Annotated in this window: 18 protein-coding genes; 7 read left to right on the top strand and 11 right to left on the bottom strand. The window is 72.9% G+C overall.

The window, feature by feature from the left end:
- Positions 1–32 precede the first annotated feature (32 nt).
- On the bottom strand, positions 33–2321 hold the full coding sequence (locus ACFY1P_RS17650; protein ID WP_361529653.1) for a TIM-barrel domain-containing protein: 2289 nt from the start codon (positions 2319–2321) through the stop codon (positions 33–35).
- A gap of 191 nt (positions 2322–2512) precedes the next feature.
- Here ACFY1P_RS17650 and ACFY1P_RS17645 point away from each other — a divergent pair, with 191 nt between their 5' ends.
- Together ACFY1P_RS17645 and ACFY1P_RS17640 are read left to right on the top strand one after the other, a co-directional pair.
- The gene (locus tag ACFY1P_RS17645) at positions 2513–4117 is read left to right on the top strand and encodes a M48 family metallopeptidase (protein ID WP_361529656.1); all 1605 of its coding nucleotides are present in this window, start codon (positions 2513–2515) and stop codon (positions 4115–4117) included.
- 47 nt (positions 4118–4164) lie between these two features.
- The gene (locus ACFY1P_RS17640; protein WP_390751070.1) at positions 4165–5217 is read left to right on the top strand and encodes a hypothetical protein; all 1053 of its coding nucleotides are present in this window, start codon (positions 4165–4167) and stop codon (positions 5215–5217) included.
- A 24-nt stretch (positions 5218–5241) separates the two neighbouring features.
- Here ACFY1P_RS17640 and ACFY1P_RS17635 read toward each other — a convergent pair whose 3' ends face one another.
- The gene (locus tag ACFY1P_RS17635) at positions 5242–6789 is read right to left on the bottom strand and encodes a N,N-dimethylformamidase beta subunit family domain-containing protein (RefSeq protein ID WP_390751069.1); all 1548 of its coding nucleotides are present in this window, start codon (positions 6787–6789) and stop codon (positions 5242–5244) included.
- A gap of 188 nt (positions 6790–6977) precedes the next feature.
- On the opposite strand from ACFY1P_RS17635, the gene ACFY1P_RS17630 reads away from it, so the two are divergent.
- Positions 6978–8705: an AAA family ATPase gene (locus ACFY1P_RS17630; RefSeq protein WP_390751068.1), complete on the top strand. Its 1728-nt coding sequence runs from the start codon at positions 6978–6980 to the stop codon at positions 8703–8705.
- 94 nt (positions 8706–8799) lie between these two features.
- Here ACFY1P_RS17630 and mshC read toward each other — a convergent pair whose 3' ends face one another.
- The 4 genes from mshC to ACFY1P_RS17610 all read right to left on the bottom strand — a co-directional run bounded on the left by mshC (position 8800) and on the right by ACFY1P_RS17610 (position 12619).
- Positions 8800–10029, bottom strand: a complete 1230-nt coding sequence (gene mshC, locus ACFY1P_RS17625) for a cysteine--1-D-myo-inosityl 2-amino-2-deoxy-alpha-D-glucopyranoside ligase (RefSeq protein WP_361529668.1) — start codon at positions 10027–10029, stop codon at positions 8800–8802.
- Positions 10030–10398: 369 nt separating this feature from the next.
- Positions 10399–11226 (bottom strand): SCO1664 family protein, encoded by an 828-nt coding sequence (locus ACFY1P_RS17620; protein ID WP_390751067.1) that lies wholly within the window; start codon positions 11224–11226, stop codon positions 10399–10401.
- Entirely contained in the window at positions 11190–11780 is a 591-nt protein-coding gene (locus tag ACFY1P_RS17615) for a DUF3090 domain-containing protein (RefSeq protein WP_361533228.1), read from the bottom strand. Before ACFY1P_RS17615 ends, ACFY1P_RS17620 begins: the two co-directional genes overlap by 37 nt.
- Positions 11781–11923: 143 nt before the next feature.
- Positions 11924–12619: a histidine phosphatase family protein gene (locus ACFY1P_RS17610; protein WP_361533231.1), complete on the bottom strand. Its 696-nt coding sequence runs from the start codon at positions 12617–12619 to the stop codon at positions 11924–11926.
- A 211-nt stretch (positions 12620–12830) separates the two neighbouring features.
- Here ACFY1P_RS17610 and corA point away from each other — a divergent pair, with 211 nt between their 5' ends.
- On the top strand, positions 12831–13814 hold the full coding sequence (gene corA, locus ACFY1P_RS17605) for a magnesium/cobalt transporter CorA (RefSeq protein ID WP_361533234.1): 984 nt from the start codon (positions 12831–12833) through the stop codon (positions 13812–13814).
- Positions 13815–13982: 168 nt separating this feature from the next.
- On the opposite strand, the gene ACFY1P_RS17600 is transcribed toward corA, so the two are convergent.
- On the bottom strand, positions 13983–15032 hold the full coding sequence (locus ACFY1P_RS17600; protein ID WP_361533249.1) for an LLM class F420-dependent oxidoreductase: 1050 nt from the start codon (positions 15030–15032) through the stop codon (positions 13983–13985).
- A 161-nt stretch (positions 15033–15193) separates the two neighbouring features.
- On the opposite strand from ACFY1P_RS17600, the gene ACFY1P_RS17595 reads away from it, so the two are divergent.
- Both ACFY1P_RS17595 and ACFY1P_RS17590 read left to right on the top strand, forming a co-directional pair.
- Positions 15194–16177: an aldo/keto reductase gene (locus tag ACFY1P_RS17595; protein ID WP_361533237.1), complete on the top strand. Its 984-nt coding sequence runs from the start codon at positions 15194–15196 to the stop codon at positions 16175–16177.
- Positions 16174–18885, top strand: coding sequence for a helix-hairpin-helix domain-containing protein (locus tag ACFY1P_RS17590; protein ID WP_361533240.1), 2712 nt, complete (start codon positions 16174–16176; stop codon positions 18883–18885). The genes ACFY1P_RS17595 and ACFY1P_RS17590 overlap by 4 nt, the downstream gene beginning before the upstream one ends.
- Positions 18886–18948: 63 nt before the next feature.
- On the opposite strand, the gene ACFY1P_RS17585 is transcribed toward ACFY1P_RS17590, so the two are convergent.
- On the bottom strand, positions 18949–19662 hold the full coding sequence (locus ACFY1P_RS17585; protein ID WP_361533243.1) for a hypothetical protein: 714 nt from the start codon (positions 19660–19662) through the stop codon (positions 18949–18951).
- Positions 19663–19709: 47 nt separating this feature from the next.
- Between ACFY1P_RS17585 and ACFY1P_RS17580 the strand changes: the two genes are divergently transcribed.
- Entirely contained in the window at positions 19710–19898 is a 189-nt protein-coding gene (locus tag ACFY1P_RS17580; protein ID WP_361533246.1) for a DUF5703 family protein, read from the top strand.
- A gap of 73 nt (positions 19899–19971) precedes the next feature.
- Here the strand turns inward: ACFY1P_RS17580 and ACFY1P_RS17575 are convergent, their stop codons facing one another.
- The 3 genes from ACFY1P_RS17575 to ACFY1P_RS17565 all read right to left on the bottom strand — a co-directional run bounded on the left by ACFY1P_RS17575 (position 19972) and on the right by ACFY1P_RS17565 (position 22738).
- A complete protein-coding gene (locus tag ACFY1P_RS17575; protein WP_390751066.1) occupies positions 19972–20898 on the bottom strand; it encodes a chaplin in 927 nt (308 codons plus the stop codon).
- A gap of 141 nt (positions 20899–21039) precedes the next feature.
- Complete coding sequence (locus ACFY1P_RS17570; protein WP_390751065.1) at positions 21040–21273, bottom strand: chaplin; 234 nt, start codon at positions 21271–21273, stop codon at positions 21040–21042.
- Between the two features lie 130 nt (positions 21274–21403).
- Complete coding sequence (locus tag ACFY1P_RS17565) at positions 21404–22738, bottom strand: M20/M25/M40 family metallo-hydrolase (protein ID WP_361533345.1); 1335 nt, start codon at positions 22736–22738, stop codon at positions 21404–21406.
- Positions 22739–22767 lie beyond the last annotated feature (29 nt).

Here is a 22767-nt window from a genome sequence, read left to right as displayed (position 1 = left end):
CCCGGGGCGCTCCCCCGGGCCACCGCAGCCGGTCAGAGCGCGCTCGCTCCCCTCAGTGCCACCGTGAACGCCCGGTCCGTCGGCAGTGCGGCCGTTCTCACGTGTACGACGCCGCCGCGGTCGGCCGCGTCGTACCACCAGCCCGCGCCCTGGCCGCCCGCGCCGGACAGCCGGGGCAGGGCGTGGCCGTCCAGGGTCACCGACCTCGGCACCGTGCCGCCGTGGACCATGAACTCGTACGGCCGGGCGGTCTGTTTGCCGTGGAAGTCGCCCTTGGACGCGCCGACGTCCAGGGTGACCGTGCCCCGCCCCTCCCGCGGCGCGTGGACCGTCAGCTTCTGCTGGGCGTAGGCGCCCGAGCGGTGGGCCCGGGTGACGCCGTCGTCCTCGTAGAGCGTGAACGACGACCGGCCCTGCGGATAGACGTCCCAGGCCAGCGGTGACGACGGCGTGCGGTCCTCGTACGAGCGGATCCCGGGCCACATCGGGACGCTGGCCCCGGCCCTCACGAACAGCGGCAGGGTGTCGAGCGGGGCGCGGTATCCGTCCAGCGTCCGCGGGCCCTCGTACGTGCGGCCCGTCCAGTAGTCGGTCCAGGTGCCCTTGGGCAGATAGATGCCGTCGCGGACCTCGGTGTCCGCGTAGACCGGCGCCACGAGGAAGTCCCGGCCCGACAGGAACTCGTACTTGGCGGCGTCGGACGACGCCTTGGGGTCGTCCGGGTACTCCAGCGCGAGCGGCCGCACCGGGCCGACGCCCGTGCGGTGCGCCTCCGCCGCGTAGGAGTACATGTAGGGCAGCAGCGACTCCTTGAGCTTGAGGTACTTGCGGTTGATCGAGGTGTACGGATCGCCGTACCGGTAGGGCTGCTTGTCGCTGGGCGCCCAGCCGTCCATGGTCATCACGGCCGGCAGGAACGCCTTCCACTGGAGGTCGCGGACGTACGTCTTGGGGCTGCCGGCGAAGATGCCGTCGACGTCACCGGTGGTGTACGCGAGCCCGGACATGGTCGCGCCCGCGTACGTCGGGATCTGCCAGCGGATGTACTCCCACGAGCCCTTCTGGTCACCCGACCACTGGACCCCGCAGCGCTGCGCGCCCGACCAGCTCTCCGGCGCCCAGGTGAAGCCGCGGGCGTCGCTGTTGTCCTCGATGCCCTTGTAGGCGTCCTTGCAGCCGTCGAGGGCGAACTTGTAGCCGTCGCCGACCCAGGCGACATCGAGCTTGGCCACCCGCTGGCCGGCCTTGACCTGGTCGGCGAGCTTGGCCAGGCCGTCCTGGGTCCACAGGCCCATCTTCGTCCTGTGCTCGGCGAGGCCCTTGTTCACCTCGGGCAGGTTCTCGTAGCCGCAGCCGTAGCCGTCGTTGACGAGCATCCAGCCGTTGGGCATGTCGTTGGCCGTGTAGCCGTCGGCCACCTTCAGGGCGTCCAGGGTGTGACGTTCGCCGCGGTTGGCGTTGTGCAGATAGCAGTCGGAGTCGCCGATCTCCAGCCCGTAGACCGGCGGCAGGAAGGGGCGGCCGGTCAGCTGGGTGTACTGCCCGATGACGTCCTTGGCCGTGGGTCCGGCGAAGTAGTAGGCGTCGAAGCGCCGCTCCTTCTCGGTGGCCGTCACGGGGTCGTCGAAGGCGTAGGTGCCGGGGGCGTAGGTGTTGCGGTAGACGCCGTATCCGGCCGAGGAGAGGTAGTAGGGCACGGAGTTGGGGTGGCCTCCGTCGTCCCAGTTGTAGTCGACGCCGACCTCGACCGTCCTGCCGCGGTGCGAGGTGTTGCCGCGGCCGTTCTGCATCCCGCCGCCGTAGAACTGCTCGTGCGCGCCGCGGGCGAGGGTCTGAGTCGTGCTGTCCTTGTCCCAGCTCAGCCCCTTGGTCTCCGCCCAGACGCGGGTGCCGTCCGCGCGGCGGAGTTCGAAGCGCAGCGGGGACTTGTAGGCGCGCAGGGTGACCGCGGAGGTGCTCAGTTCGTAGCGGTCGCCCTTGTCCTTCCAGCGGGTCCGGGGCGGCGGGCCCTGCGGCAGGACGATGTCCTTGCCGGTGGGGTCGGTGAAGGTGCCGTCGGGGGCGAGTTCGATGCGGAACGTGCCGGCGGAGACGAAGGTGACGCGCGCCCGGGCCGTCCCGGCGGTCAGCCGGTAGGAGGCGGGCCCGTCGGCCGCGAAGCCGGTGACGTCGCCGACGGTCGTCCGCTCCGTGCCACCGCCCGGGGAGCCGTGCGCGAGCCCGACGGGTCCGGCGAGCGCCGCCGCGAGCCCGAGGAGGGCGGTGGCCACGGCCGCTCTCAGTCGGGTCGGTGTTCTCCTGCGTCGTGTCGGTGAGCTCATGCAGGCGTGCTTAGTGAGGCGGGCGGGTGCCTGTCCATGGATTCTCGGCGGGCGCGCCTGGACTTTCCCCGGCCGGAATTCGGCGAGCAGCGAAATAGACCTGGACAGCCCGGGAATCGCACTTATGATCCCCTTACTCTATTTCTTCATATGTGGGGGGACTCTGCCCTGTGGGCGCATCTCCGCGCGCCTTGCGCGCACTTGTCCTGCTGGCCGGTTTCTACCTGCTCGCCTTCGTCGTGGTCGGCGCGTTCGCCGCGGTCGACGTCGTGGCGTGGACGCGGGCACCCGGACTGGCCGCGGCCAAGGTGACCTTCTTCTCCTTCCTGTTCGGCTTTCCGGTCCTCCGGGGCGTGTTCGCGTTCGGCAGGACCGACGGGGACGAGAAGGCCGGACTGCCGGTCACCGAGGCCGAGCAGCCCGAACTGTGGCGTACCGTCCGCTCGTTGGCCGAGACGTCGGGCACCCGGGCGCCCGACGAGATCCTCCTCGCCGGGGACGTGAACGCGGCCGTCTCCGAGGACGCCCGGCTGCTGGGCCTGCTGCCCGGCCGGCGGCGCCTCTACATCGGCATGCCGCTGCTGATCGGCCTGACCGAGCGGCAGCTGCGTTCCGTGATCGCTCACGAGCTCGCCCACTACGGCAACGCGGACACCCGCCTGGCCGGCATCACCCTGCGCGGCCGCGACAGCGTGCTGCGGACGGTGGCGGCCTTCCAGGAGCAGGAGCAGAAGCGGATCGGCAAGGAACGCTCCAAGCAGGAGCGGGCGGCCGCCAAGGCGGTGCGCAAGGGCAAGAAGGCCAAGCAGGTCGACACCCGCGGCGCCGGGTTCGGCTATCGCATGATGGCCAAGCCGTTCCAGGCGTACGCGAAGTGGTATCTGCGGGCGACGCACAGCGTGGGCCGGCAGCAGGAGCTCGCCGCCGACCTGGTGGCCGCCCGCGTCGCGGGCCGGGACGCCACGGCCTCGGCGCTGCGGGAGATCGCGGTCCTCGACGCCGCCCACGACCACTATCTGGAGCGCTACGCCATGCTGGGCGTCGAGGCGGGTCTCCTCCCGCCGCGCGGCGAGTTCTGCGGTGGCCTGCGGCACCTGCTCGCCGACCCGCACCGGCGGTCCGGCCTGGCGGAGTTGCGCGGCGAACTGCCGCCCGCCGAGGTCTCTCCGTACGACTCGCACCCGCCGGTGGCCGAGCGGGTGCGGCTGATCGAGGCGCTGCCCGCCGACGCCGCGGCGACGGACCCGGCGCGGCCCGCGCTGACGCTGCTGCGGGATGTCGAACGGGTGCTGGTGGACCTGGAAGGCACCGTCCTCACGCCCGAGGCACTGGCCATGGAGCGGGTGGCGTGGCCGGAGCTGACGCACCGGGCGATGTACGCGCTGACGGAGGCGGCCGCCGAGCCGCTGCGGACGGCGCTGGCGGAGGCGGGGGTGGCCACGGGCAGCGCCGCGGGAGACCTCCGGGCGCTCCTCGACGCCGCCGACGCCGGGCTGCTGTGGCAGATCGCCGGCCATCTGCCCAAGTCGCCGGAGGCCGCACGGGCGACGGGCCGCGCGGCGCGGGAATTCCTGCGCCCGGCGCTGGCGGCAGGCACGGCCCGGCTGACCGAACTGGCCCTCGTGGAGCGGGCGGGGGCCTATTGGGAGCTGTCCTGGTCCCTGTCCTCCTCCCGGCTGCGGCTGCCGGGAGCCGAGGACCCGGCCGACGCGCGGGAGGCGGTGGCCACGGCGGTACGGGCCGCTCTCGCGGACGTCCCGGACACGGCACCGCTGCGCGTCCTCACCGCTCGCTGAACCCACGGACCCACGGACCCACACGATCGGATCGCGGAAACACCCACATGAGAATCTTCCCCCTCATCGTCCTCGCGCTCATCCTCTTCTACTGGCTGCGGTCCAGGAGACGCGCGGCGAAGCTCAATGCCGAGGCTGCCCTTGCCGGTGCCGGCCTGCTGCCGCCGGAGCGGCAGAACACGAAGTGGGCCGCCCCCGACCCCGCGGCGGAGGCCGTGTCGGCGGCCCTCGCCCGGGGCGACTGGCTGCCCGCGGCCCAGGCTCTCGCCGCCACGGGCACGGACTGGGAGCGCCGCTCCTACCTCGTCGGCGTCATCGCGGACCACGCGTCCGAGGACGACGCCTGGCTGCGGGCCTGGCAGGCCGCGCACCCCGACGACCCGGGCGCGGCGGTGGTCCACGCCACCGCGAAGGTCTCGCTGGCCTGGGAGATCCGTGGCGGTGACTGGGCGAAGAACACCACGGCGGAGCAGTTCGCCGGCTTCCACCGGGTGCTGGGCGAGGCCCGGGAGGACTTCGCGCGGGCGGTGTCCCTGGCCCAGCCGGGCGACCCCACCCCGTATCTCCTGCAGATCCCGCTGTACATGGGTCTCGGTGCCCCGCACGAGGCGATGCGCGAGCTGTGGGCCGAGGTCACCGCCCGCGCCCCGTACCACTACGAAGCGCACTGGCGTGCCCTGCAGTTCTGGTGCGCGAAGTGGCGGGGCTCCGAGGACATCGCGCGGGACTTCGCGGCCCAGGCGGTGGCGGCGAGCCCACGCGGCAGCCTGCTCACGGTGCTCCCGCTGCTCAGCTGGTACGAACACCACGACGACAAGGCACCGGCCGAGGCATACGGCTGGCCGGAGGTGACGGCGATGGTGGAAGCCGCGCTGGCCGATGTCGCGGCGGCGCACCCGGCCCACCCGAGGATCGCGGAAGTCCGGCACCTGCTGGCGTACTTCCTCACCAAGGCGGGCCGCCACCAGGCGGCCCTGGAGCAGTTCCGCCAGGTGGACGGCCATGTGGGCGCGGCTCCGTGGTTCTACTACTCGTCTCCGGAGCGCGTCTTCTGCGCCTACCGGGACCAGACGCTCAAGGGCGCGCTGCGGGAGGGGTGAGGGGGCGCCTGTCGCGGCCGTCGGTCACCACAGGTCCCGCCGGGCCGAGACCGGGTCGCCGTCGTACGGATCGTGGGCCGCGAGGTTGTCCACCGCCGGGTGCGTGCGCGCGGCCGGGCCGCTCGCGAAGATCCGCAGGACGTTGGCGGTGACCTGGGCCGTGAAGCGCGCGGTGGCCGGTGGGATGCCGTGGGTGCCGTCGCCGGTGAGGGACTCCACCCAGCGCATGGTGCCGGTGTTGAAGACGCCCGCGCCGCCGGGTGCCGTGTAGTAGGCGGAGTCGGCGTAGGTCCGTACGCCCCGGCACACCAGCCGGGAGTGGGCGACGATCTCGATCGGACGCGGGGTGGCCCCTCCGGCGCCCACGCGGTCGTACTCGGTGCCGACGAGGTTGCGGAAGCTCGTGCCGTGGCCGGCCCCGGTGCCTTCGAAGAGCCAGTGCCCGGGCTGGGTCACGACGTAGTCGGCGGTCGTCGGGTTGGATTCGTAGAGCGTCCCGGTCAGCGAGTTCTCCGGCAGCGCGTGCGGGGGCTCGCGCCAGTCGGTGGTGACGGCGGTGTCGTCCTTGCCGCACATCGGGTCCAGCGCCCAGTCGCTCTTGTAGCAGACGACCAGGCGGCGGTCGCCGGTGGCCGTGCTCTCCAGGCGGATGCGCCGGAAGCAGGCGTTCGCGCCCAGGAAGGCGAGGTTGGTGCCCGCGTCGCGCGCGGCCGTGACCCGGGCGCGCATCGCGGGCGTCCAGTATTCGTCGTGCCCCAGCGAGACGACGCCGTGCGCGCCGCTGAGCAGACGCGGATCGCGGTCGATGTCCATCGTCGTCACATACGCGAGCGGCAGGCCCAGCCGCTCGGCGAGGGCGATGGCCGGCTGCTCGTACGTCGTGAACAGCGGGGCGCCGTCGCCGTCGTAGGGGCGGTCGCAACTGACCGCCAGCGACCGGTTGGTGTCGTCGCCCTTGCCGCCGGGGCCGTGATAGAGGCTGTGGCCGCCCCAAGTGTTGTACGCCTGCCACGTGCCGACCGCGTTGACGAGCACGAGCTTGCCGTCCGTACGCGAGGAACGCACGGTCACCGGCACGTACCGCTGCTCCCCGGAGGCGGCGGTGAGCCGGATCAGGTACGCGCCCTCCGGCCAGCCCCGGGTCGGGACCTCCAGCGAGGGACGCCAAGCGGCCGCGACGGTACGGGTGGCGCCGGTGGCCCGGGGAAGCGGCTGCACGGCGCCCGGTATGGCCTCCGAGGCCCACACCTTGCGCGCCTGGGCACCGCCGTACCAGCCCATGCGGAAGGCTTCGGCGCGGAACTCCCGCGCGGTGGTGGAGACATGCAGCCGCAGCGATTCGCCGGGCAGCACGCTCACCCGGTCGGCATACCCCTCGACGGCCCGGTCCGCGCCCCGCCGCAGCCCCCAGTCGCGGTCCCCCGGCCGCTCGTTCTCCGCCGTGACCGCCCGGGCTCCCGGCTCCCGCCGCCGTGGGCCGTCCGGCCCGGAACACCCGGCGACGACCGCGCCGGCGCCCGCCCCGGCGACGGTGCCGAGGAAGTGCCGCCGGTCCCACGCGTGCTCGGACATGACCCTCCCATTGCGCGCGGGGGCCCTCGGCGGCGCAACCGGGGACCGAGGGGGACTGCTCCGTCCGGGGCCACATGAGGGGCCGGGCCCGGCTTCGCCCCTGGTCACGGCCCTGGTCACGGCCCTGGGATGATCGGTGCCTGGGCGGCGGCCCGGTCGGCCGGGTCGCGTGTGAGTGGGGAGAAGCTGTGCTGGGAGCCTTCGAGGGCCACCGTTCCGCGAAGAAGGCCGAACGCGCCTGGAAGCAGGGGATGGTGCTGCTGCGGAGGGACGAGTTCGACGACGCCGCCACGCTGTTCGAGGAGGCTGTGCAGCACGACCCCACCGCCACCGACGCCTGGCTGGGCCTGCACGCCACGGGCCACCGCCAGGAGGAGGCCCTCGCGGCGATGAACGAGCACGTCGCCGGCTTCGGTGCCCTGCGGCAGAAGTACGGCATGCCGCTGGAGTCGTGGTACTGGGTCGGCGTGTACGTCCAGGCGCGGCTCGTGATCGCGGAGGACCTGTGGTTCGCGAACGTGGCCCAGCTGCTGGCGGAGGAGGAGTACGAGCGGGCGGCGGAGGCACTGTCCCGGCCGCCCTTCGAGAACGACCAGTTCCGGCTGCTGCGCGTCCGCCTCGCCCATGAGACCGGCGACCGGCCCGGGGTGCTGACGTGGGCCCGTGCCATCGAGGACGAGGGGCTGGTCGCCGAAGAGGCGGGCCTGTACGTCGGGGCGGCCCACCTGCACCGCGCGGAATTCCACGAGGCGCTGCGGATCCTGGCGCCGATGCCCCGGCACCTGGATTCCGGCGGCGCGTTCGAGGCCGAGCTGTCCTACTACCGCGGGGCGGCGTGCGAAGGGCTCGGCGATCCGGACGCGGCGCTGGAGCACTACCGGCACGCGCACCGCCTGGAGCCGGACCTGGCCGACGTGGCGGAGGTGATCCAGGAGTTGCTGGGAGAGGGCGACGACGAGGACGACGCCCCCGCGGAGGCCCCCCTTCCGGCCACGAAACCCGCTACACCCGCCGCACCCGTGCCGGACCAGGCACGCGCCGCGCTCCTCACCGAGGCACAGCAGGCGCTGGACGCCATGATCGGCCTGGAGCCGGTCAAGCATCAGGTCCGTACGCTCATCGCGCAGTTGCGCATGGTGGCCCTGCGCGAGGAGCAGGGGCTGCCGGCGGCGGCGCGGCCCCGGCACTTCGTGTTCGCCGGGCCACCCGGCACCGGCAAGACGACCGTCGCCCGGATCATCGGCAAGGTCTTCGCCGGGCTGGGCCTGCTCAAGAGCGGGCACGTCGTCGAGGCACAGCGCGTCGACCTGGTCGGCCAGTATCTCGGGGCGACCGCCATCAAGACGACCGAGGCGATCGACTCGGCCATGGACGGCGTGCTGTTCATCGACGAGGCGTACGCCCTGGTCAACAGCGGCTACGACGGCGGCGACGCGTTCGGCTCGGAGGCCGTGCAGGTGCTGCTGAAGCGGGCGGAGGACGACCGGGACCGGCTGGTGGTGGTCCTCGCGGGCTACCGCAAGGAGATGGCCGAACTCCTCGACACCAACCCCGGTCTGGCCTCGCGCTTCACGACCCGGGTCGACTTCCCCTCGTACTCGGCGGACGAACTGCTGCGCATAGCCGAGTCGCTGCTCGTCCAGCAGGGCGACACGGTGGGGCCGGCCGCCAGGGCCGTGCTCGCCGGGTGCTTCGCCGAGGCGATCGGCCAGGACCTCGGCGAGAAGCTCGGCAACGGGCGCTTGGCCCGCGAACTCTGCCAGAAGGCAGCCGCCGTGCGGGATCTGCGGGTCGCGGCCGTCCTGGAGGAGGGCCGCACGCCGACGCGGGAGGAGATCACGGCGCTGCTCGCCGAGGACATCACGAGCGCGTACCGCGAGCTGGTGGAGCCGCACGTGGGCGCGGCCGCGGAGTGATCCCGCGGGTGGCGCCGACGAGGCACACCCTTCTACGCGAGTGGCCGGACGGGCTGCGACAGCAACCCGTCCGGCCATGGGTGGGAAAGCGTTCCTAGAGCGCCACGCCCAGCAGCGCGTCCGCCGTGCGGGACACCAGACCCGGCGCTCCCTCGTCCGTGCCGCCGTCGGCGGCCTGGGCCGCGGCCCAGGCGTCGATGGCGGCGAGGGCACGCGGCGCGTCGAGGTCGTCCGCGAGGGCCTCGCGGACCTCCTCCACCAGGGCGTCGGCCGACGGCCCGTCGGGACGCGAGACGGCGGCACGCCAGCGGGCGAGCCGCTCCAGCGCCTCGGTCAGGACGGCGTCCGTCCACTCCCAGTCCGCGCGGTAGTGGTGGGACAGCAGGGCGAGCCGGATCGCGGCCGGGTCGACGCCCTCGCGGCGCAGCGCGGAGACGAAGACGAGGTTGCCGCGGGATTTGGACATCTTCTCGCCGTCGAGGGCGACCATGCCGGCGTGGGCGTACGCCTGGGCGTAGGGGTGCTCGCCGGTGAGCGCCTGGGCGTGCGAGGCGCCCATCTCGTGGTGCGGGAAGACCAGGTCGGAGCCGCCGCCCTGGAGGTCGAAGCCCATGCCGAAGTGCTCGAGGGCGATGGCGACGCACTCGATGTGCCAGCCGGGGCGGCCGGGGCCGAGGGAGGCCCCGTCCCAGCTGGGCTCGCCCGGACGGGCGGCCATCCACAGCATCGGGTCGAGGGGGTTCTTCTTGCCGGGGCGCTCCGGGTCGCCGCCGCGCTCGGCGGACAGCAGCCGCATCGCCTCGGCGTCGAGCCCGGAGACGCTGCCGAAGGCGGGGTCGGCGGCGACGGAGAAGTAGATGTCGCCCTCGAGCTCATAGGCGGCACCGGCGTCGCGCAGCCGCTCCACCATGGGGACGATCTTCGGTATCGACTCCACGGCGCCGACGTAGTGCCGGGGCGGGAGCATCCGCAGGGCGGTCATGTCCTCGCGGAAGAGTGCGGTCTCACGCTCGGCGAGGGCGGTCCAGTCCTCACCGTCACGCACGGCCCGCTCCAGCAGCGGGTCGTCGATGTCGGTGACGTTCTGGACGTAGTGAACCTGCCGCTTGGTGTCGAGCCACACGCGCTGCACGAGGTCGAACGCGTTGTAGGTCGCCGCGTGACCCATGTGGGTCGCGTCGTACGGCGTGATGCCGCACACATAGATACGGGCGACGGGGCCGGGGACGAGGGTCACCCGTCCACCGGTCGCGGTGTCGTGGATCCGGAGGTCGCGGCCACTGCCAGGCAGGGCGGGAACCTCAGAAGCGGGCCAGGCATGCATGTCATGAGCGTAACCGGACGCATGTTCCGGATACGAACCGGATCCGGCTGTTGGCCGAATGTGGGGTCTTGCGTCGGGCGCGGCGCTGTGCTTTTGGGGTGAGCGGTTTGCCGAGTGCGGGTCCGTTGCCGCCTGCGGCGGGGGCGGCCTGCGGCCGCGTCCTCAAACGCCGGACGGGCTGATTTCGCTGGCTACGGTCCGTGAAATCCAGCCCGTTGGGGGCACCTCTGGGGGCACCCCCGGACGGAGTCTGGGGGAGGTAGCTGGGGGAGTTTGAGGACACCCGGCGAAGCCGGGTTGGGGTCCGGGGTCTCCCCGGTTTCGGGAAGGGGCGGGGCTGGGGAAGAGAAAAGCGCCGCCCGCAGGGCGTCAAACCGGCGGCCAGGGAATCGCCGGCCACTGCCCACTCGGCTCCCGATGCCGCCCCGTCCGCAGCAGATCCGCGACCCGCTCCCGCAAAGCCGAGATCTCGGCAGGAGTGATCAGTTCGGCCAGCCGCCCGGCCAACCGGCTCCCGTCGGCCAGATCGGCCGAAAGTCGCCGTAGCGCCTCGATCGCCTCCTCGGGCAGCGGTTCGCCCGCCCACCCCCACAGCAGCGTGCGCAGCTTGTCGTCGGCGTTGAAGGTCACGCCGTGGTCGATGGCGTAGAGCCGGCCGTCGGCGGCGGGCAGCAGGTGGCCGCCCTTGCGGTCACCGTTGTTGATCACCGCGTCGAGCACGGCGAGGCGGCGCAGCCGCTCGTCGTCGGCGTGCACGAGCAGCGCGGTGCGCTCCTCCCCCACGTCGGCGAAGCCCACGGCCTTCCAGCCCTGACCGGGCTCCTCGCCGTCGACGAGGGCGAGGAGCCGGCCGTCGGCCGCGTCCTCGGACGCCTCGACCCACAGCTGGACCATGCCCTCGCCGTACGGGCCGTCCCGCAGCACCGTGGGCGGGACGAGCCCCCACCCCATGGCCTCGGAGAGCTCGTAGGCGGCCACCTCGCGCTGGGCGAGCGTGCCGTCGGGGAAGTCCCACAGGGGGCGCTCCCCGGCGACAGGTTTGTAGACACAGGCGGCGCTCACGCCCTCGTACTCGACCGTGCAGTAGAGGACGGCGTTGGACGCCTCGCGGACCCGGCCGCGCACCGTGAGCTCGCCCAGGGTGAGCAGCTCGTGCGGGGTCACGCTCCGCGGCGGTATCCGTTCTGGCGCGGACATACGTGTCCCTCCGGATCGAGCGGCAGGCTGCACAGGGGGCAGGGCGGGCGGCCGGCGTTGACGACCTCCAGGGCCCGCTTGGCGAACGCGCGGGCCATCGCGCCGGTGAGCCGTACGCGCAGCATGGGCGGGCCGTTCGCCTCGTCCTGGAGCAGCCGCTCCTCGGCCTCGGCCAGGTCCTCGTCGGTGTCCGCGTCCAGCTCGACGAGCGCCTGGGCCTCCACGATCATCCGCTGGCCCTCGCCGTCCCAGGCCAGGGCCATGGTGCCGACCCGGAACTCCTCCTCGACGGGCGTCTGGAGCGGCGCGGTGTCGCTGATCTCGGTCGGGGCCACGGCCGGCACCGGGGCATTGCCGCCGGTGCGCCGGACGACCTCGTCCAGCAGCTCGTCGATGCGCTCGGCGAGCGCCTCCACCTGCGCCTTCTCCAGGGCGACGCTGGTGGTCCGGCCGGCCGCGGTGGCCTGGAGGAAGAAAGTGCGGCGGCCCGGCAGCCCGACCGTACCGGCGACGAAACGGTCCGGCGGGTCATAGAGGAACACCTGACGGGACAACGTCCTGCTCCCTTTGGTTCGGGTGGTCGGCGGGTGGTCTTCAAGGCGGCCGGCGAAACGGCTGGGGAGCCGGCCTTCCGTGCGCGCTGATCACGGGTGAAGCGGCGGCCGGGGCCGCGTCACCACCCTACTGCGCACGGCGATCACGGTGCTCCCGCCCCGCCCCCCACGACACCGTCGACGCCGGGCACGGCGGGCGGCTCCTCGGCCGGGGCGAGACCGCGCAGGTCACCGGTGTCACCGAGGCGCACCAGGAAGGGGCGCAGCCGGGTGTAGCGGATGGCCGTGACCGAGCAGGGGTCGACCGCGATGCGCTGGAAGAGGTCGAGGTGGGTGCCGAGGGCGTCGGCGACGAGGGACTTGATGATGTCGCCGTGCGAGCACATGACGTAGACGGCCTCGGGGCCGTGCTCCTCCTCGATCCGGGCGTTCCACTCCCGCACGGCGTCCAGGGCGCGTGCCTGCATGGCGCGTACGGACTCGCCGCCGGGGAAGGCCGCGGCGGAGGGGTGCCGCTGGACGACCTCCCAGAGGGGTTCCTCGGTGAGTTCGGCGATCTTGCGGCCGGACCAGTCGCCGTAGTGGCACTCGCCGATCCGGTCGTCGGTGTGCACGGGCAGCGCGGGCCGGGCGGCGAGCAGCGGTGCGAGGGTCTCCCGGCAGCGCTGGAGCGGGCTGGTGACGGCGGCGGCGAGCGGGAGCTGCGCGAGCCGGGCGGGGAGGGCGGCGGCCTGGGCGGCGCCGCGCTCGTCCAGGGCGACGCCGGGGGTCCACCCTGCGAGGACTCCGCCGGTGTTGGCGGTGGACCGGCCGTGCCGGAGCAGGATCAGCGTGGGCATGCGGCCACCTTAGGCGGTGGGCTGCGGGTGGCCGCCAGTCCGGGGACCGTCTGCCGCCTACGGCGGGAATGCCCTTCGGGCATGTCCTCAATCGCCGGACGGGCTTGAGTTGGCTGATGTGGGTGCGCAATGACAGCCCGTCCGGCGATTGAGGACACCACCCGCACCACGCCCGTGGCCCGGGTCCCCCGGAAGGCGGCACAATGCACGCGTGATCGTGGACTGCGCTATCTACCGTGACGGACGCCGCACCGAGGGCCCCGCCGACTTCTCCGATGCCCTCGACGAGGCGCGGGCGGAGGGCCACTCCTTCCTCTGGATCGGGCTGCACGAGCCCACGGAGAAGGAGTTCGAGCTGGTGGCCGGCGAGTTCGGGCTGCACCCGCTGGCCGTCGAGGACGCCCTGAAGGCGCACCAGCGACCGAAGCTGGAGGTCTACGAGGACTCCCTGTTCGTCGTGCTCAAGCCCGTCACCTACGACGACGACGCGGACACCGTCACCACGAGCGAGCTGATGCTCTTCCTCGGCGACTCCTTCGTGGTGACCGTGCGGCACGGCGAGGGCAGCCCGCTGGCCGAGGTGCGCCACCGGCTGGAGCAGGAGCCGGAGGTGCTCCGGCACGGACCCGCAGCGGTGCTGTACGCGGTGAGCGACGCGATCGTGGACCAGTACATCGAGGTGGCGACCGAGCTCCAGGCGGACCTGGAGGAGCTGGAGACGGAGGTCTTCGCCCCGGTGGGCGGGGACTCCAAGAACACGGCGTCGCGGATCTACGCGTTCAAGCGCCAGGTCATGGAGTTCCGGCGGGCGTCGGGGCCATTGGCGGAGCCGATGTCACGGCTGGCGGGCGCGGGCGTGCCCTTCGTGCCGGAGCCCTCGCGTCCGTTCTTCCGCGACGTGAGCGACCACCTCACGAGGGCGAACGAGTACGTGGACGGGCTGGACCGGCTGCTGACGGACATACTGTCCGCGCACCTGGCACAGGTGGGCGTCCAGCAGAACGACGACATGCGCAAGATCTCCGCGTGGGCGGCGATGGCGGCGGTCCCGACGATGATCGCCGGTATCTACGGGATGAACTTCCACGACATGCCGGAGCTGCGGCAGCCCTGGGGTTACCCGGCGGCGGTCGTGCTGATGGCCGGTCTGGTCTTCTGGCTGCACCGTTACTTCAAGCGGCGCGGGTGGCTGTGACCCGGCATGCGGCGTTCGCCCCGCCCGGCGTGTCGAAGGTGCGGCAAAGGGTCCCCCGCGAGGCGTAACCCCTCGGCCGTACGGGCGTTGTGTTCTGTACCGGCCGTGGCGGGGAAGACACCCCGAGCCCCCACCACGGCCGTAGATCCGATCCGCCGGACCCCTCGGCTACGCCAGTCCGGCGCGCTCCAGAGCGGTCACACCGGCGCGCAGGCTCGCGATCCGCTCGTCCAGCGTGAAGCCCGCGGGGGCCAGCGACAGGGTGGTCACCCCGGCGTCGGCGTACGCCTGCATCCGGTCGGCGACGCGCTCCACGGGCCCGAGCAGGGTGGTGGAGTCGATCAGCTCGCGCGGGACGGCGGCGGCCGCGCCCTGCTTGTCCCCGGCGAGGTACTTCTCCTGGATCTCGGCGGCGGCCTTCTCGTAACCCATGCGCTGGGCGAGCTTGTTGTAGAAGTTCTGCTTGGCGCTGCCCATGCCGCCGACGTAGAGGGCGGTGTACGGGCGGAAGAGGTCGGCCAGGGCGTTCACGTCGTCGCCCACGGCCATCGGGACGGTCGGGGCCAGGTCGAAGCCGTCGAGGTCCCTGCCGATCCTGGCGCGGCCCGCGCGAAGGGCGCCCAGGGTGGTCTCCTCGGCGTGCTCGGGCGCGAAGAAGACGACGAGGGCGCCGTCGGCGATCTCACCGGTCTGCTCGAGGTTCTTGGGGCCGATGGCGGCGATGTAGAGGGGGATGCGCTCGCGCACGGGGTGGACGGTCAGCTTGATCGGCTTGCCGGGGCCGCCGGGGAGCGGCAGGGTCCAGTGCTCACCGTCGTGGGTGACGCGCTCGCGGGACATGGCCTTGCGGACGATGTCGACGTATTCGCGGGTACGGGCGAGCGGCTTGTCGAACTTCACGCCGTACCAGCCCTCGGAGACCTGCGGGCCGGACACCCCGAGGCCGAGCCGGAAGCGGCCGCCGGAGAGCGAGTCGAGGGTGGCCGCGGTCATCGCGGTCATCGTGGGCGTGCGGGCCGGGATCTGGAAGATCGCCGAACCGATGTCGATCCGCTCGGTCTGGGCCGCGACCCAGGACAGGACGGTGGGCGCGTCGGAGCCGTACGCCTCGGCGGCCCAGCAGACCGCGTAACCGAGGCGGTCGGCCTCACGGGCGACCTCGAGGTTGTCGGCGTCCATCCCGGCTCCCCAGTAGCCGAGGTTGATCCCGAGCCTCATACGACCCATAACCGCTCCCCTTACCCATCAGTAACGTCGCTGTTCCGGGGAGCGTAGCGCGCCGGCCCGGGGTACGTCATCGGGGAGTTGTCCACAGGCCGCCGCCGGGAGTTGTCCACAGGCGGACACGGGACGGGCCGCGGCCAGTAATCTCAGCGCTCATGGAGCAAAGGCAGCTGGGCCACACCGGCCTGCGGGTATCCCGGATCGGGCTGGGCACGCTCACCTGGGGGCGGGACACCGGCGAGCCGGATGCCGCCGATCAGCTCAAGACGTTCTGGGAAGCGGGCGGCACGCTCGTCGACACCGCGGACGTCTATGCGGACGGCGGCGCCGAGTATCTGCTCGGCCGGCTGATGGAGGATCTGGTGCCGCGCCGCGACCTGGTCATCGCGACCAAGTCCGGCAGCGTCCTCGACGCCGACCGGCGGTTCGACGGCTCGCGCGGCCATCTGCTCGCCGCGCTCGACGCCTCCTTGGAGCGGCTCGGCACGGATTACGTCGACCTGTGGCAGGTCCACGCCTTCGACCCGCACACACCTCTCGAGGAGACCCTCCAAGCGCTCGACATGGCCGTCAGCAGCGGCCGCGCCCGCTATACCGGTGTCTCCAACTTCTGCGGCTGGCAGCTCGCCAAGGCGGCCACCTGGCAGCTGGCCGCGCCCGGCGTGCGGAGTCGGCTGGCCAGCACACAGATGGAGTATTCGCTGCTCCAGCGCGGCATCGAGCGCGAGGTGCTGCCCGCCGCGCTCGACCTGGGCATCGGGATCCTGCCGTCCTCGCCGCTCGGCCGCGGCGTGCTCACCGGGAAGTACCGGCACGCGACCCCGGCCGACTCCCGGGGCGCTTCCGAGCACCTGGCCCCCTTCGTCGCCCCGTATCTCGACGAGCCCGCGGGCCGCGTCGTCGACGCCGTCGCCACGGCGGCGGACGGCCTCGCCACCACCTCCCTGAAGGTGGCCCTGGCCTGGGTGCGCGACCGGCCCGGAGTGGTCGCCCCGATCGTCGGCGCGCGCAACGAACAGCAGCTCAGAGCGGCATTGTCAGTGGAAGCCCTTACGCTTCCGGACGAGATCTGCCAGGCGCTCGACGATGTGTCGGCCCCTGTGCACCGCTACCCCGATCAGGACTGGAGCACCCTGTGAGCACCGACCGCCGCCCCGCCTCGCCGGACCCCCAGGGGGACGCCGGGCCCCTGGGGTCCCGTGGCGCACCGTCACCCGACGCGGCCCCGGCTGAGGCGGTTCCGGCTGACGGGCGGCAGGAAGCCGAGCCGGAGGCGGCCGCGGCGCAGCCCGCCGACTCCGGGAAGCGGTCCGCGGTGGCGGAGGCGCTGGCCGCGGCCGTGCGGGCCGTGGAGAGCGGCGAGCGGTCGGCCGCCTCGTATTTCAACGAGCCGAGCCGCCCGGCGCGCAGGCCCTCCGCCCCTCGCGCGGAGGCGTCCACGGCGGGCCCCGCCGTGGCCCGGCCCGCCGTCGTCGCCGCTCCGCACCGCCCGCTGTCGGACGCGGCCCTGGCCGAAGGGCTCGGCGGCGTACGGGAGGTGCTCGCCGCCGGAGGCGCCCCGGAGCAGCTCGCCGTGCGGGCGGTCGAGGCACTGGGCGAGCAGGCCGGAGCGCTCCTGCGGGACGACCCCTGGCAGCTGCTGGCCGTCCCGGGCGTGCGCCCCGAGCAGGCCGACGGCTTCGCGCGGGCGCTGCTGGGCCCGGAGTGCGGCCCCGGCGACGAGCGCCGCGCCGCCGCTCTGACCGGCTGGCTGCTGGAGCGCGCCGCGCTCGAAGGCCACACCGTGCTGGAGGCGCCGACCCTGCGCGAGGCCCTCGCCCGCCACGCGGTCCCCGATCCGGACGAAGCCCTCCAGAGCGCCATCGCCGAGGGCACGGTGCTGGTGTTCCAGGAAGCGCTGGAGACCCCTGGCGCACGGCCCACCGAGGAGGGCGAGGAGCAGGAGACACCGGTCCGACTCCTCCTGGGCCTGGACCGCTACGCGATGGCGGAGGAGAGCCTGGCGGACGGCCTGTCCCGCCTGATCAGCACATTCACGACACGCCCCGGCACGGAGGGGGCGGGGAGCGGGGACGACGGCGGTACGGCGAACGATGGCGCGGCTGGGGCCGAGACCGTCGTCGGCGACACGGCCGGGCCGGAAGCGGAACGCGACGGCGGTACGGCCGGTGAGGACGCGACCGGAGCGGAAACCGAGGCCGGGGCGGAAGCCGAAGGCGACGGCGGTACGGCCGATGACGGCACGCCCGCGGTGAAGGCCGAAACGGACCCCGAGGCCGGGGCTGCAGACGACGGCGCGGCCGCAACGGAAACCGAAGCTGACGACCGCGCGGCGGCCGACGGCACGGCCGGAGCGGAAACCGGGCCTGGCAACGACACAGCTGACGACAGCTCAGCCGGTGCAGGCGCCGAGAGCGACACAACCGGTGGCGGCACAGCCGGAGCAGGCGCCGACGGCGGCGCGCCCGACACCGGCACAGCCGGAACAGGGGCCGACGCCAACGGCGACACCACCGAGCGCGGCACGACCGTAGCCGAGCCCGGCGGCGGAGCGGCCGGAGCGGAGAGCGTGGCCGCAACCACAGCCGCTGAAGCGGCCGATGGCACAGCCGCCGCCGGAGGCGAGGTCCACGGCGACAGCCGTGCGGACGCCGCCACTCCCCCCGCCGACCCCTGGGCAGCCCTCGCCGAAGCGGCGCAGGCCGCTTCGGCATCCGCTTCGGCCAAGAAGTTGATCCAGGCCGTCGCCGGAGCCGGACTGGTGACGCACAGCGGCGGGGAAGCCTCGCGTGCCGAGGTCGCGGCGCTGGTCGGCGCGGCGCGCGCCGTCGGGCTGCGCGCCTGGGTGGCCGTGCACGCCGAGGGCGGCCGCGGAGCCGAGGCCCTCGGCGGAACCGGAGCGGTGACCGTCACCGGCCTGCTGTCCGGCCTGGAGGGCCCCGGGCGGGACGCCGACGGTTCGCTCGCCCTCGATGTGCTCGCCGTCCTGGACGCCCCCCAGCTCGACGTCGAGACGGCCGCCGTGCTCGTGGAGTCCCTGGCGGACGGCACCCGGCTGGTGCTCAGCGGTGACCCGGGCGTGCTGTGGTCCGCCGGACCGGGCCGGGTGTTCGCCGATGTGGTGGCCGCCCACGCCTGCCCCGCCGTCGTCTCGCGCACCCCGGATCCGGGCCCGCTCGGCGAACTCGTGTCGGGCATCGGCATCGGCGAGTTGAACAAGGTGGACGCCCCCGGCAAGGAGGTCGTGATCGTCCCGGTCCGCGACCCGGGCGAGGCCGTGCACCGCACGGTGCAGCTCGTCGCGGACTCCGTCCCCCGGGCGATCGGTGTGCCTGCCGAGCAGACGCAGGTCATCACCCCGGGCCACGCCGGCCCCGCCGGCACGCGCGCGCTCAACGCGGCGCTGAAGGAGCGGCTGAACCCCGGCCCCGGCCGGTTCGGCGGCTTCGACCCGGGCGACCGGGTGGCGTACGTCCCGGCACCCGGCCGCATGATCCCCGGCACCGTGGTCTCCGCGGACGCGGAAGGGCTGCGGCTGGACTGCGCGGGCACGCCCGTGGTCGTGCCGAAGGAGCTCGTCGGCAAGGCCGTGCGGCACGGCTGGGCCGTCACCGCCCACCAGGCGGCCGGGATGCGCTGGCCCGCGGCCGTGGTCGTGCTGCCGGGCGACGCCGCGCGGACGCTGACGCGGTCGTGGGTCTATACGGCCTTCGGCAGGGCGGAGCGCCATCTGTCGGTCGTGCAGGGGGTCGACCAGGCGCTGCCGCGCGCCGTGGCCGAGGTCCCGGCGAAGGAGCGGACGACCCGGCTCAAGTCCCTGCTGCGCGCCCAGCACCGGTCCGGCTGACCCGGGCAGGCCGTACGGGGCCCGGCGCCCGGTCCCCGTACGGCATCCGTGGTGTCCGCGGAGTCAGTGCCCGGGGGCACTCCCGCCCCGTACGGCCCCGTCCTCGTCGTCGAACGTGTCGTCGTCCAGGCCGTCCTCGTCCGGGTCCGCCTCCTCGTCGAAGACGGCGCTGACGTCGAAGCGGCAGATGACCCGTTGGGGGTCCGCCTGGTCGAAGGGGGCGGCCAGCCAGTCCCCCGGCTCGGCGGGGTGGTCGGCCGCGGCGACCCAGAGCGTGGAGTCGCCTTCCTCCAGGCCGAATTCCTTGTGCCGCGAGGCGATCTCGTCCGGTTCGTACTCACCGAACAGCACACCGAGGGCGGCGTGCACGCTGCTGCCGACGACGCCCGCCGTGCTGCCGGGGGCGCCCGTGTCCGGGTCGGCGTCGGGGTCCAGGTCGGCGACCCGCTGGGCCTGGGCGAGCAGCCGCGGGGGCTCGACCACCGCGTAGTCCCGGCGGATCAGGACGCTCACCGCGCTCGGCTCCTCCGGCCCGGCATAGGCCGGCAGGGTGTCGTCACCGGGGATCTCGAAGGGCGTGACCTCGTCGTAGACGTCGTAGAGCAGCTCGTCGTACGCCTCGGCTGTCGCGGCCAGCTCGTTGAACGCGGCGTAGACGGCCGGGTCGTCCTCCCCCGACCGGCGTTCGACGGCGTCGAGGTGACGGTCCAGGGCGGCTTTGACCGCCTCGGCGGCGGCGCGTACCTCGGCAGCGGATGGCTGCGCAGCATCAGACATAGTGCAGACGCTATCCGCACCGGGCCGGTTCCCGCACAATAGATGCGATGCCGGAATACGAATTCTGTGATGTGTATGTGCCGAGGGGTGTCTCCCGAGGGGCGACCACACGCTTGCTGACCGACCACGCCGAGTACGGACACTGGGAGTTGGACCGACTGCGCCTCAATCCCGACGGCAGCCGCAAGGTGCGGCTGCGCCGTCGGATCATCCGCCAGCTGCGCGCGACCTGGTGACAGCAGACACGGAGCGGGCCCCGCGGTTGCGGGGCCCGCTCCGTGCTGACGTGGTCAGCCCTGTGTGCCTGGATCAGTTCTGCGCGGAGCGCGCGCGGCGGTAGAGCACCGCGCCGCCGAGCAGCAGACCGGCGCTGGCGGCACCGGCCATACCGAGCTGGCCCGCACCGGTGTGCGCGAGCTGGGCGGCCTTGGTCACCGGGGCGGCGGCGACGTCGAGGACGCCGGCCTCCTTGCGCGCCGACTTCACCGCGGCGGCCGGGTGAACGGCCGGGGCGAGGTGCGCCGGGTGCACGTCGGCCGGCTTGTGACCGGCCGGGTGCTGGGCCGGACCGTGCTCGGCCGGCTTGTGGCTGCCGGGCGTGTGGTCGGCCGGGGGCTTGTGGTCACCGGGGTGGTGACCGGCCGGCGGCTTGTGACCGTGGTCCTCGTCGCACGGGGGCTGGTGCTCCCCCGGCTTGCCCGGCTTGTGCGGCGGCTTGTGCTCCCCGCCGTTGTCGCCCCCGCGGTGGTCGTGACCACCGTTGTTGACGCAGTCGTTGCCGGTGGCGGAGTTGCCGACGCCGACGACGTTGACGCTGTTGCCACAGGCGTTGACCGGCACCTCCACGGGCACCTGCGCGGTGTTCCCGGAGAGCACGCCGGGCGAGCCAACGCTCGCGCCCTGCGCACCCGAGCCGCCGTGGCCGCCGTGCTCGCCCCTGCCGTGGTCGTGGTCACCGTGGCCGCTGCCGTGGCCCTGGTGGGCGTGGCCGCCCCCACCGTTGAAGCAGTGGTTGCCCGAGGCGGGGTTGAGGGCCCCGATCACGGTCACGGTGTTGCCACAGGCGTTGACCGGGACGTGCACGGGGACCTGGACGGTGTTGCCGGACGCGACGCCCGGGGAGTTGACCGCGGCACCGTGGGCACCGGAGTCAGCGGTGGCGATGCCACCGGTCATGGCGATGACGCCGGTCGCGGCCGCCACCGTGATCAGGCTCTTTTTGGTCACGTGTCGCATGAGTTCTGTACTGCCTCTCTAGACCTTCTTGCGGGATGCGCACGGGATGGATACCCACGCGCGAAAGTCCAGCGGCTCCGGAGCAGCGCGAGGCGCACACTCCGGAGCCGCCTTCACACCCTTACGGGTTGAGGCACAACGTCACTCGTTGACGCACGTGTTGCCCATGGCGGAGTTCAGCGCCCCGACGATGGTGATCGTGTTGCCACAGACGTTCACCGGAACGTTGACGGGCACCTGGATCACGTTGCCGGAAGCGACGCCGGGCGAGTTCACGGCAGCGCCCTGGGCACCCGAGTCGGCGGCGGCGATGCCCGCGCCCGCGAGCACGAGACCACCGGTGGCAGCCGCAGCGGCGGCAACCTTCTTGAGCATTGGATCCTCCTTGTTGGCAATGCGGTCCCAGCCGCGGACCGCACACCTGTAACGACGAGGAGGTAATCGGGCTACGCAACCCTATGATCGTTCACACTTTTCGGTTAACTCAGCACAGATTTACGAGGTTTCAGCTCTCGTCGAGGAACGTGTCGAGCACGCGTGCCCCGAACTTCAGGCCCTCCACCGGCACTCGCTCGTCCACACCATGGAACATCCCCGCGAAGTCCAGCTCCGGCGGCAGCTGGAGCGGAGCGAACCCGAAGCCGCGGATGCCGAGGTCGTCGAACGACTTGGCATCGGTGCCGCCCGAGAGCATGTACGGAACGGCACGCGCGATCGGATCGTGGGCACGCAGCGCCTTCTGCATGGCGTCGACCAGGTCGCCGTCGAAGGTCGTCTCCAGCGCCTTGTCCGCGTGCACGTCCTCGCGCTTGACCCGGGGGCCGAGGATCCGGTCGATGTCCGCGAGGAACTCCTCCTCGTAACCCGGCAGGAAGCGCCCGTCGACGTGCGCGGTGGCCTGGCCCGGGATCACGTTGACCTTGTAACCCGAGCCGAGCATCGTCGGGGCGGCGGTGTTCCGCAGCGTGGTGCCGATCATCTTGGCGATGCCGCCGAGCTTGACCAGCGTGGTCTCCATGTCGTCCGGGTCGAGCGGGGTGCCGAGCGCGTCGGACAGCTCGTCGAGGAAGGACCGCACGGTCTTGGTTACCCGGACCGGGAACTCGTGCCGCCCCAGCCGCCCGACCGCCTCGCACAGCTCCGTGATCGCGTTGTCCGTATTGGTCATCGAGCCGTGCCCCGCGGTCCCGTCCACGGTGAGCCGCATCCAGTGCATGCCCTTCTGGGCGGTCTCGACGAGATAGAGGCGCAGGTTCTCGTTGACCGTGAAGGAGAAGCCGCCGACCTCGCTGATCGCCTCGGTGACGCCCTCGAAGAGCCCGGGGTGCTTGTCCACCAGATAGCGGGCGCCGTACACGCCGCCCGCCTCCTCGTCGGCGAGGAAGGCGACCACGACGTCGCGCGGGGGCTTGCGCCCGGAGCGCATGCGGTCGCGGACGACCGCGAGCGTCATCGCGTCCATGTCCTTCATGTCGACCGCGCCGCGCCCCCACAGGCAGCCGTCCGCGATCTCGCCCGCGAAGGGGTGGTGGGTCCAGTCCTCGGCGTTCGCCGGCACGACGTCGGTGTGGCCGTGGATGAGGAGGGCGGGCCGCGACGGGTCCTCGCCCTCGATCCGGGCCACGGTCGAGGCCCGCCCCTTGTGGGACTCGAAGATCTGCGGCTCCAGCCCGACCTCGGCCAGCTTCTCCGCGACGTACTCGGCGGCGGCGCGCTCGCCCGGCCCGGAGTGGTCGCCGTAATTGCTCGTGTCGATGCGGATCAGATCGCGGCAGAGGTCGACGACCTCGTCCTCGGCGCTCCTGCCCGGCCCGCTACCGACGGGCTTCGACTCGCTCACGCTGCCTCCTCTGGTTCGCTGCCGCGACC

It is taken from the genome of Streptomyces sp. NPDC001407, assembly GCF_042895325.1.
GTDB lineage: Bacteria > Actinomycetota > Actinomycetes > Streptomycetales > Streptomycetaceae > Streptomyces.
Note: the sequence above shows the minus strand (reverse complement) of the source record. Positions and strands in the feature narration are given on the sequence as shown.

Coding starts and splice junctions, on each gene's coding strand:
- ACFY1P_RS17620 (WP_390751067.1), bottom strand. CDS start 11,226: ATGTCCGCGCCAGAACGGATACCGCCGCGGAGCGTGACCCCGCACGAG.
- ACFY1P_RS17650 (WP_361529653.1), bottom strand. CDS start 2,321: ATGAGCTCACCGACACGACGCAGGAGAACACCGACCCGACTGAGAGCG.
- mshC (WP_361529668.1), bottom strand. CDS start 10,029: ATGCATGCCTGGCCCGCTTCTGAGGTTCCCGCCCTGCCTGGCAGTGGC.
- ACFY1P_RS17570 (WP_390751065.1), bottom strand. CDS start 21,273: ATGCTCAAGAAGGTTGCCGCCGCTGCGGCTGCCACCGGTGGTCTCGTG.
- ACFY1P_RS17580 (WP_361533246.1), top strand. CDS start 19,710: ATGCCGGAATACGAATTCTGTGATGTGTATGTGCCGAGGGGTGTCTCC.
- ACFY1P_RS17600 (WP_361533249.1), bottom strand. CDS start 15,032: ATGAGGCTCGGGATCAACCTCGGCTACTGGGGAGCCGGGATGGACGCC.
- ACFY1P_RS17585 (WP_361533243.1), bottom strand. CDS start 19,662: ATGTCTGATGCTGCGCAGCCATCCGCTGCCGAGGTACGCGCCGCCGCC.
- ACFY1P_RS17610 (WP_361533231.1), bottom strand. CDS start 12,619: ATGCCCACGCTGATCCTGCTCCGGCACGGCCGGTCCACCGCCAACACC.
- ACFY1P_RS17635 (WP_390751069.1), bottom strand. CDS start 6,789: ATGTCCGAGCACGCGTGGGACCGGCGGCACTTCCTCGGCACCGTCGCC.
- ACFY1P_RS17575 (WP_390751066.1), bottom strand. CDS start 20,898: ATGCGACACGTGACCAAAAAGAGCCTGATCACGGTGGCGGCCGCGACC.
- ACFY1P_RS17595 (WP_361533237.1), top strand. CDS start 15,194: ATGGAGCAAAGGCAGCTGGGCCACACCGGCCTGCGGGTATCCCGGATC.
- ACFY1P_RS17640 (WP_390751070.1), top strand. CDS start 4,165: ATGAGAATCTTCCCCCTCATCGTCCTCGCGCTCATCCTCTTCTACTGG.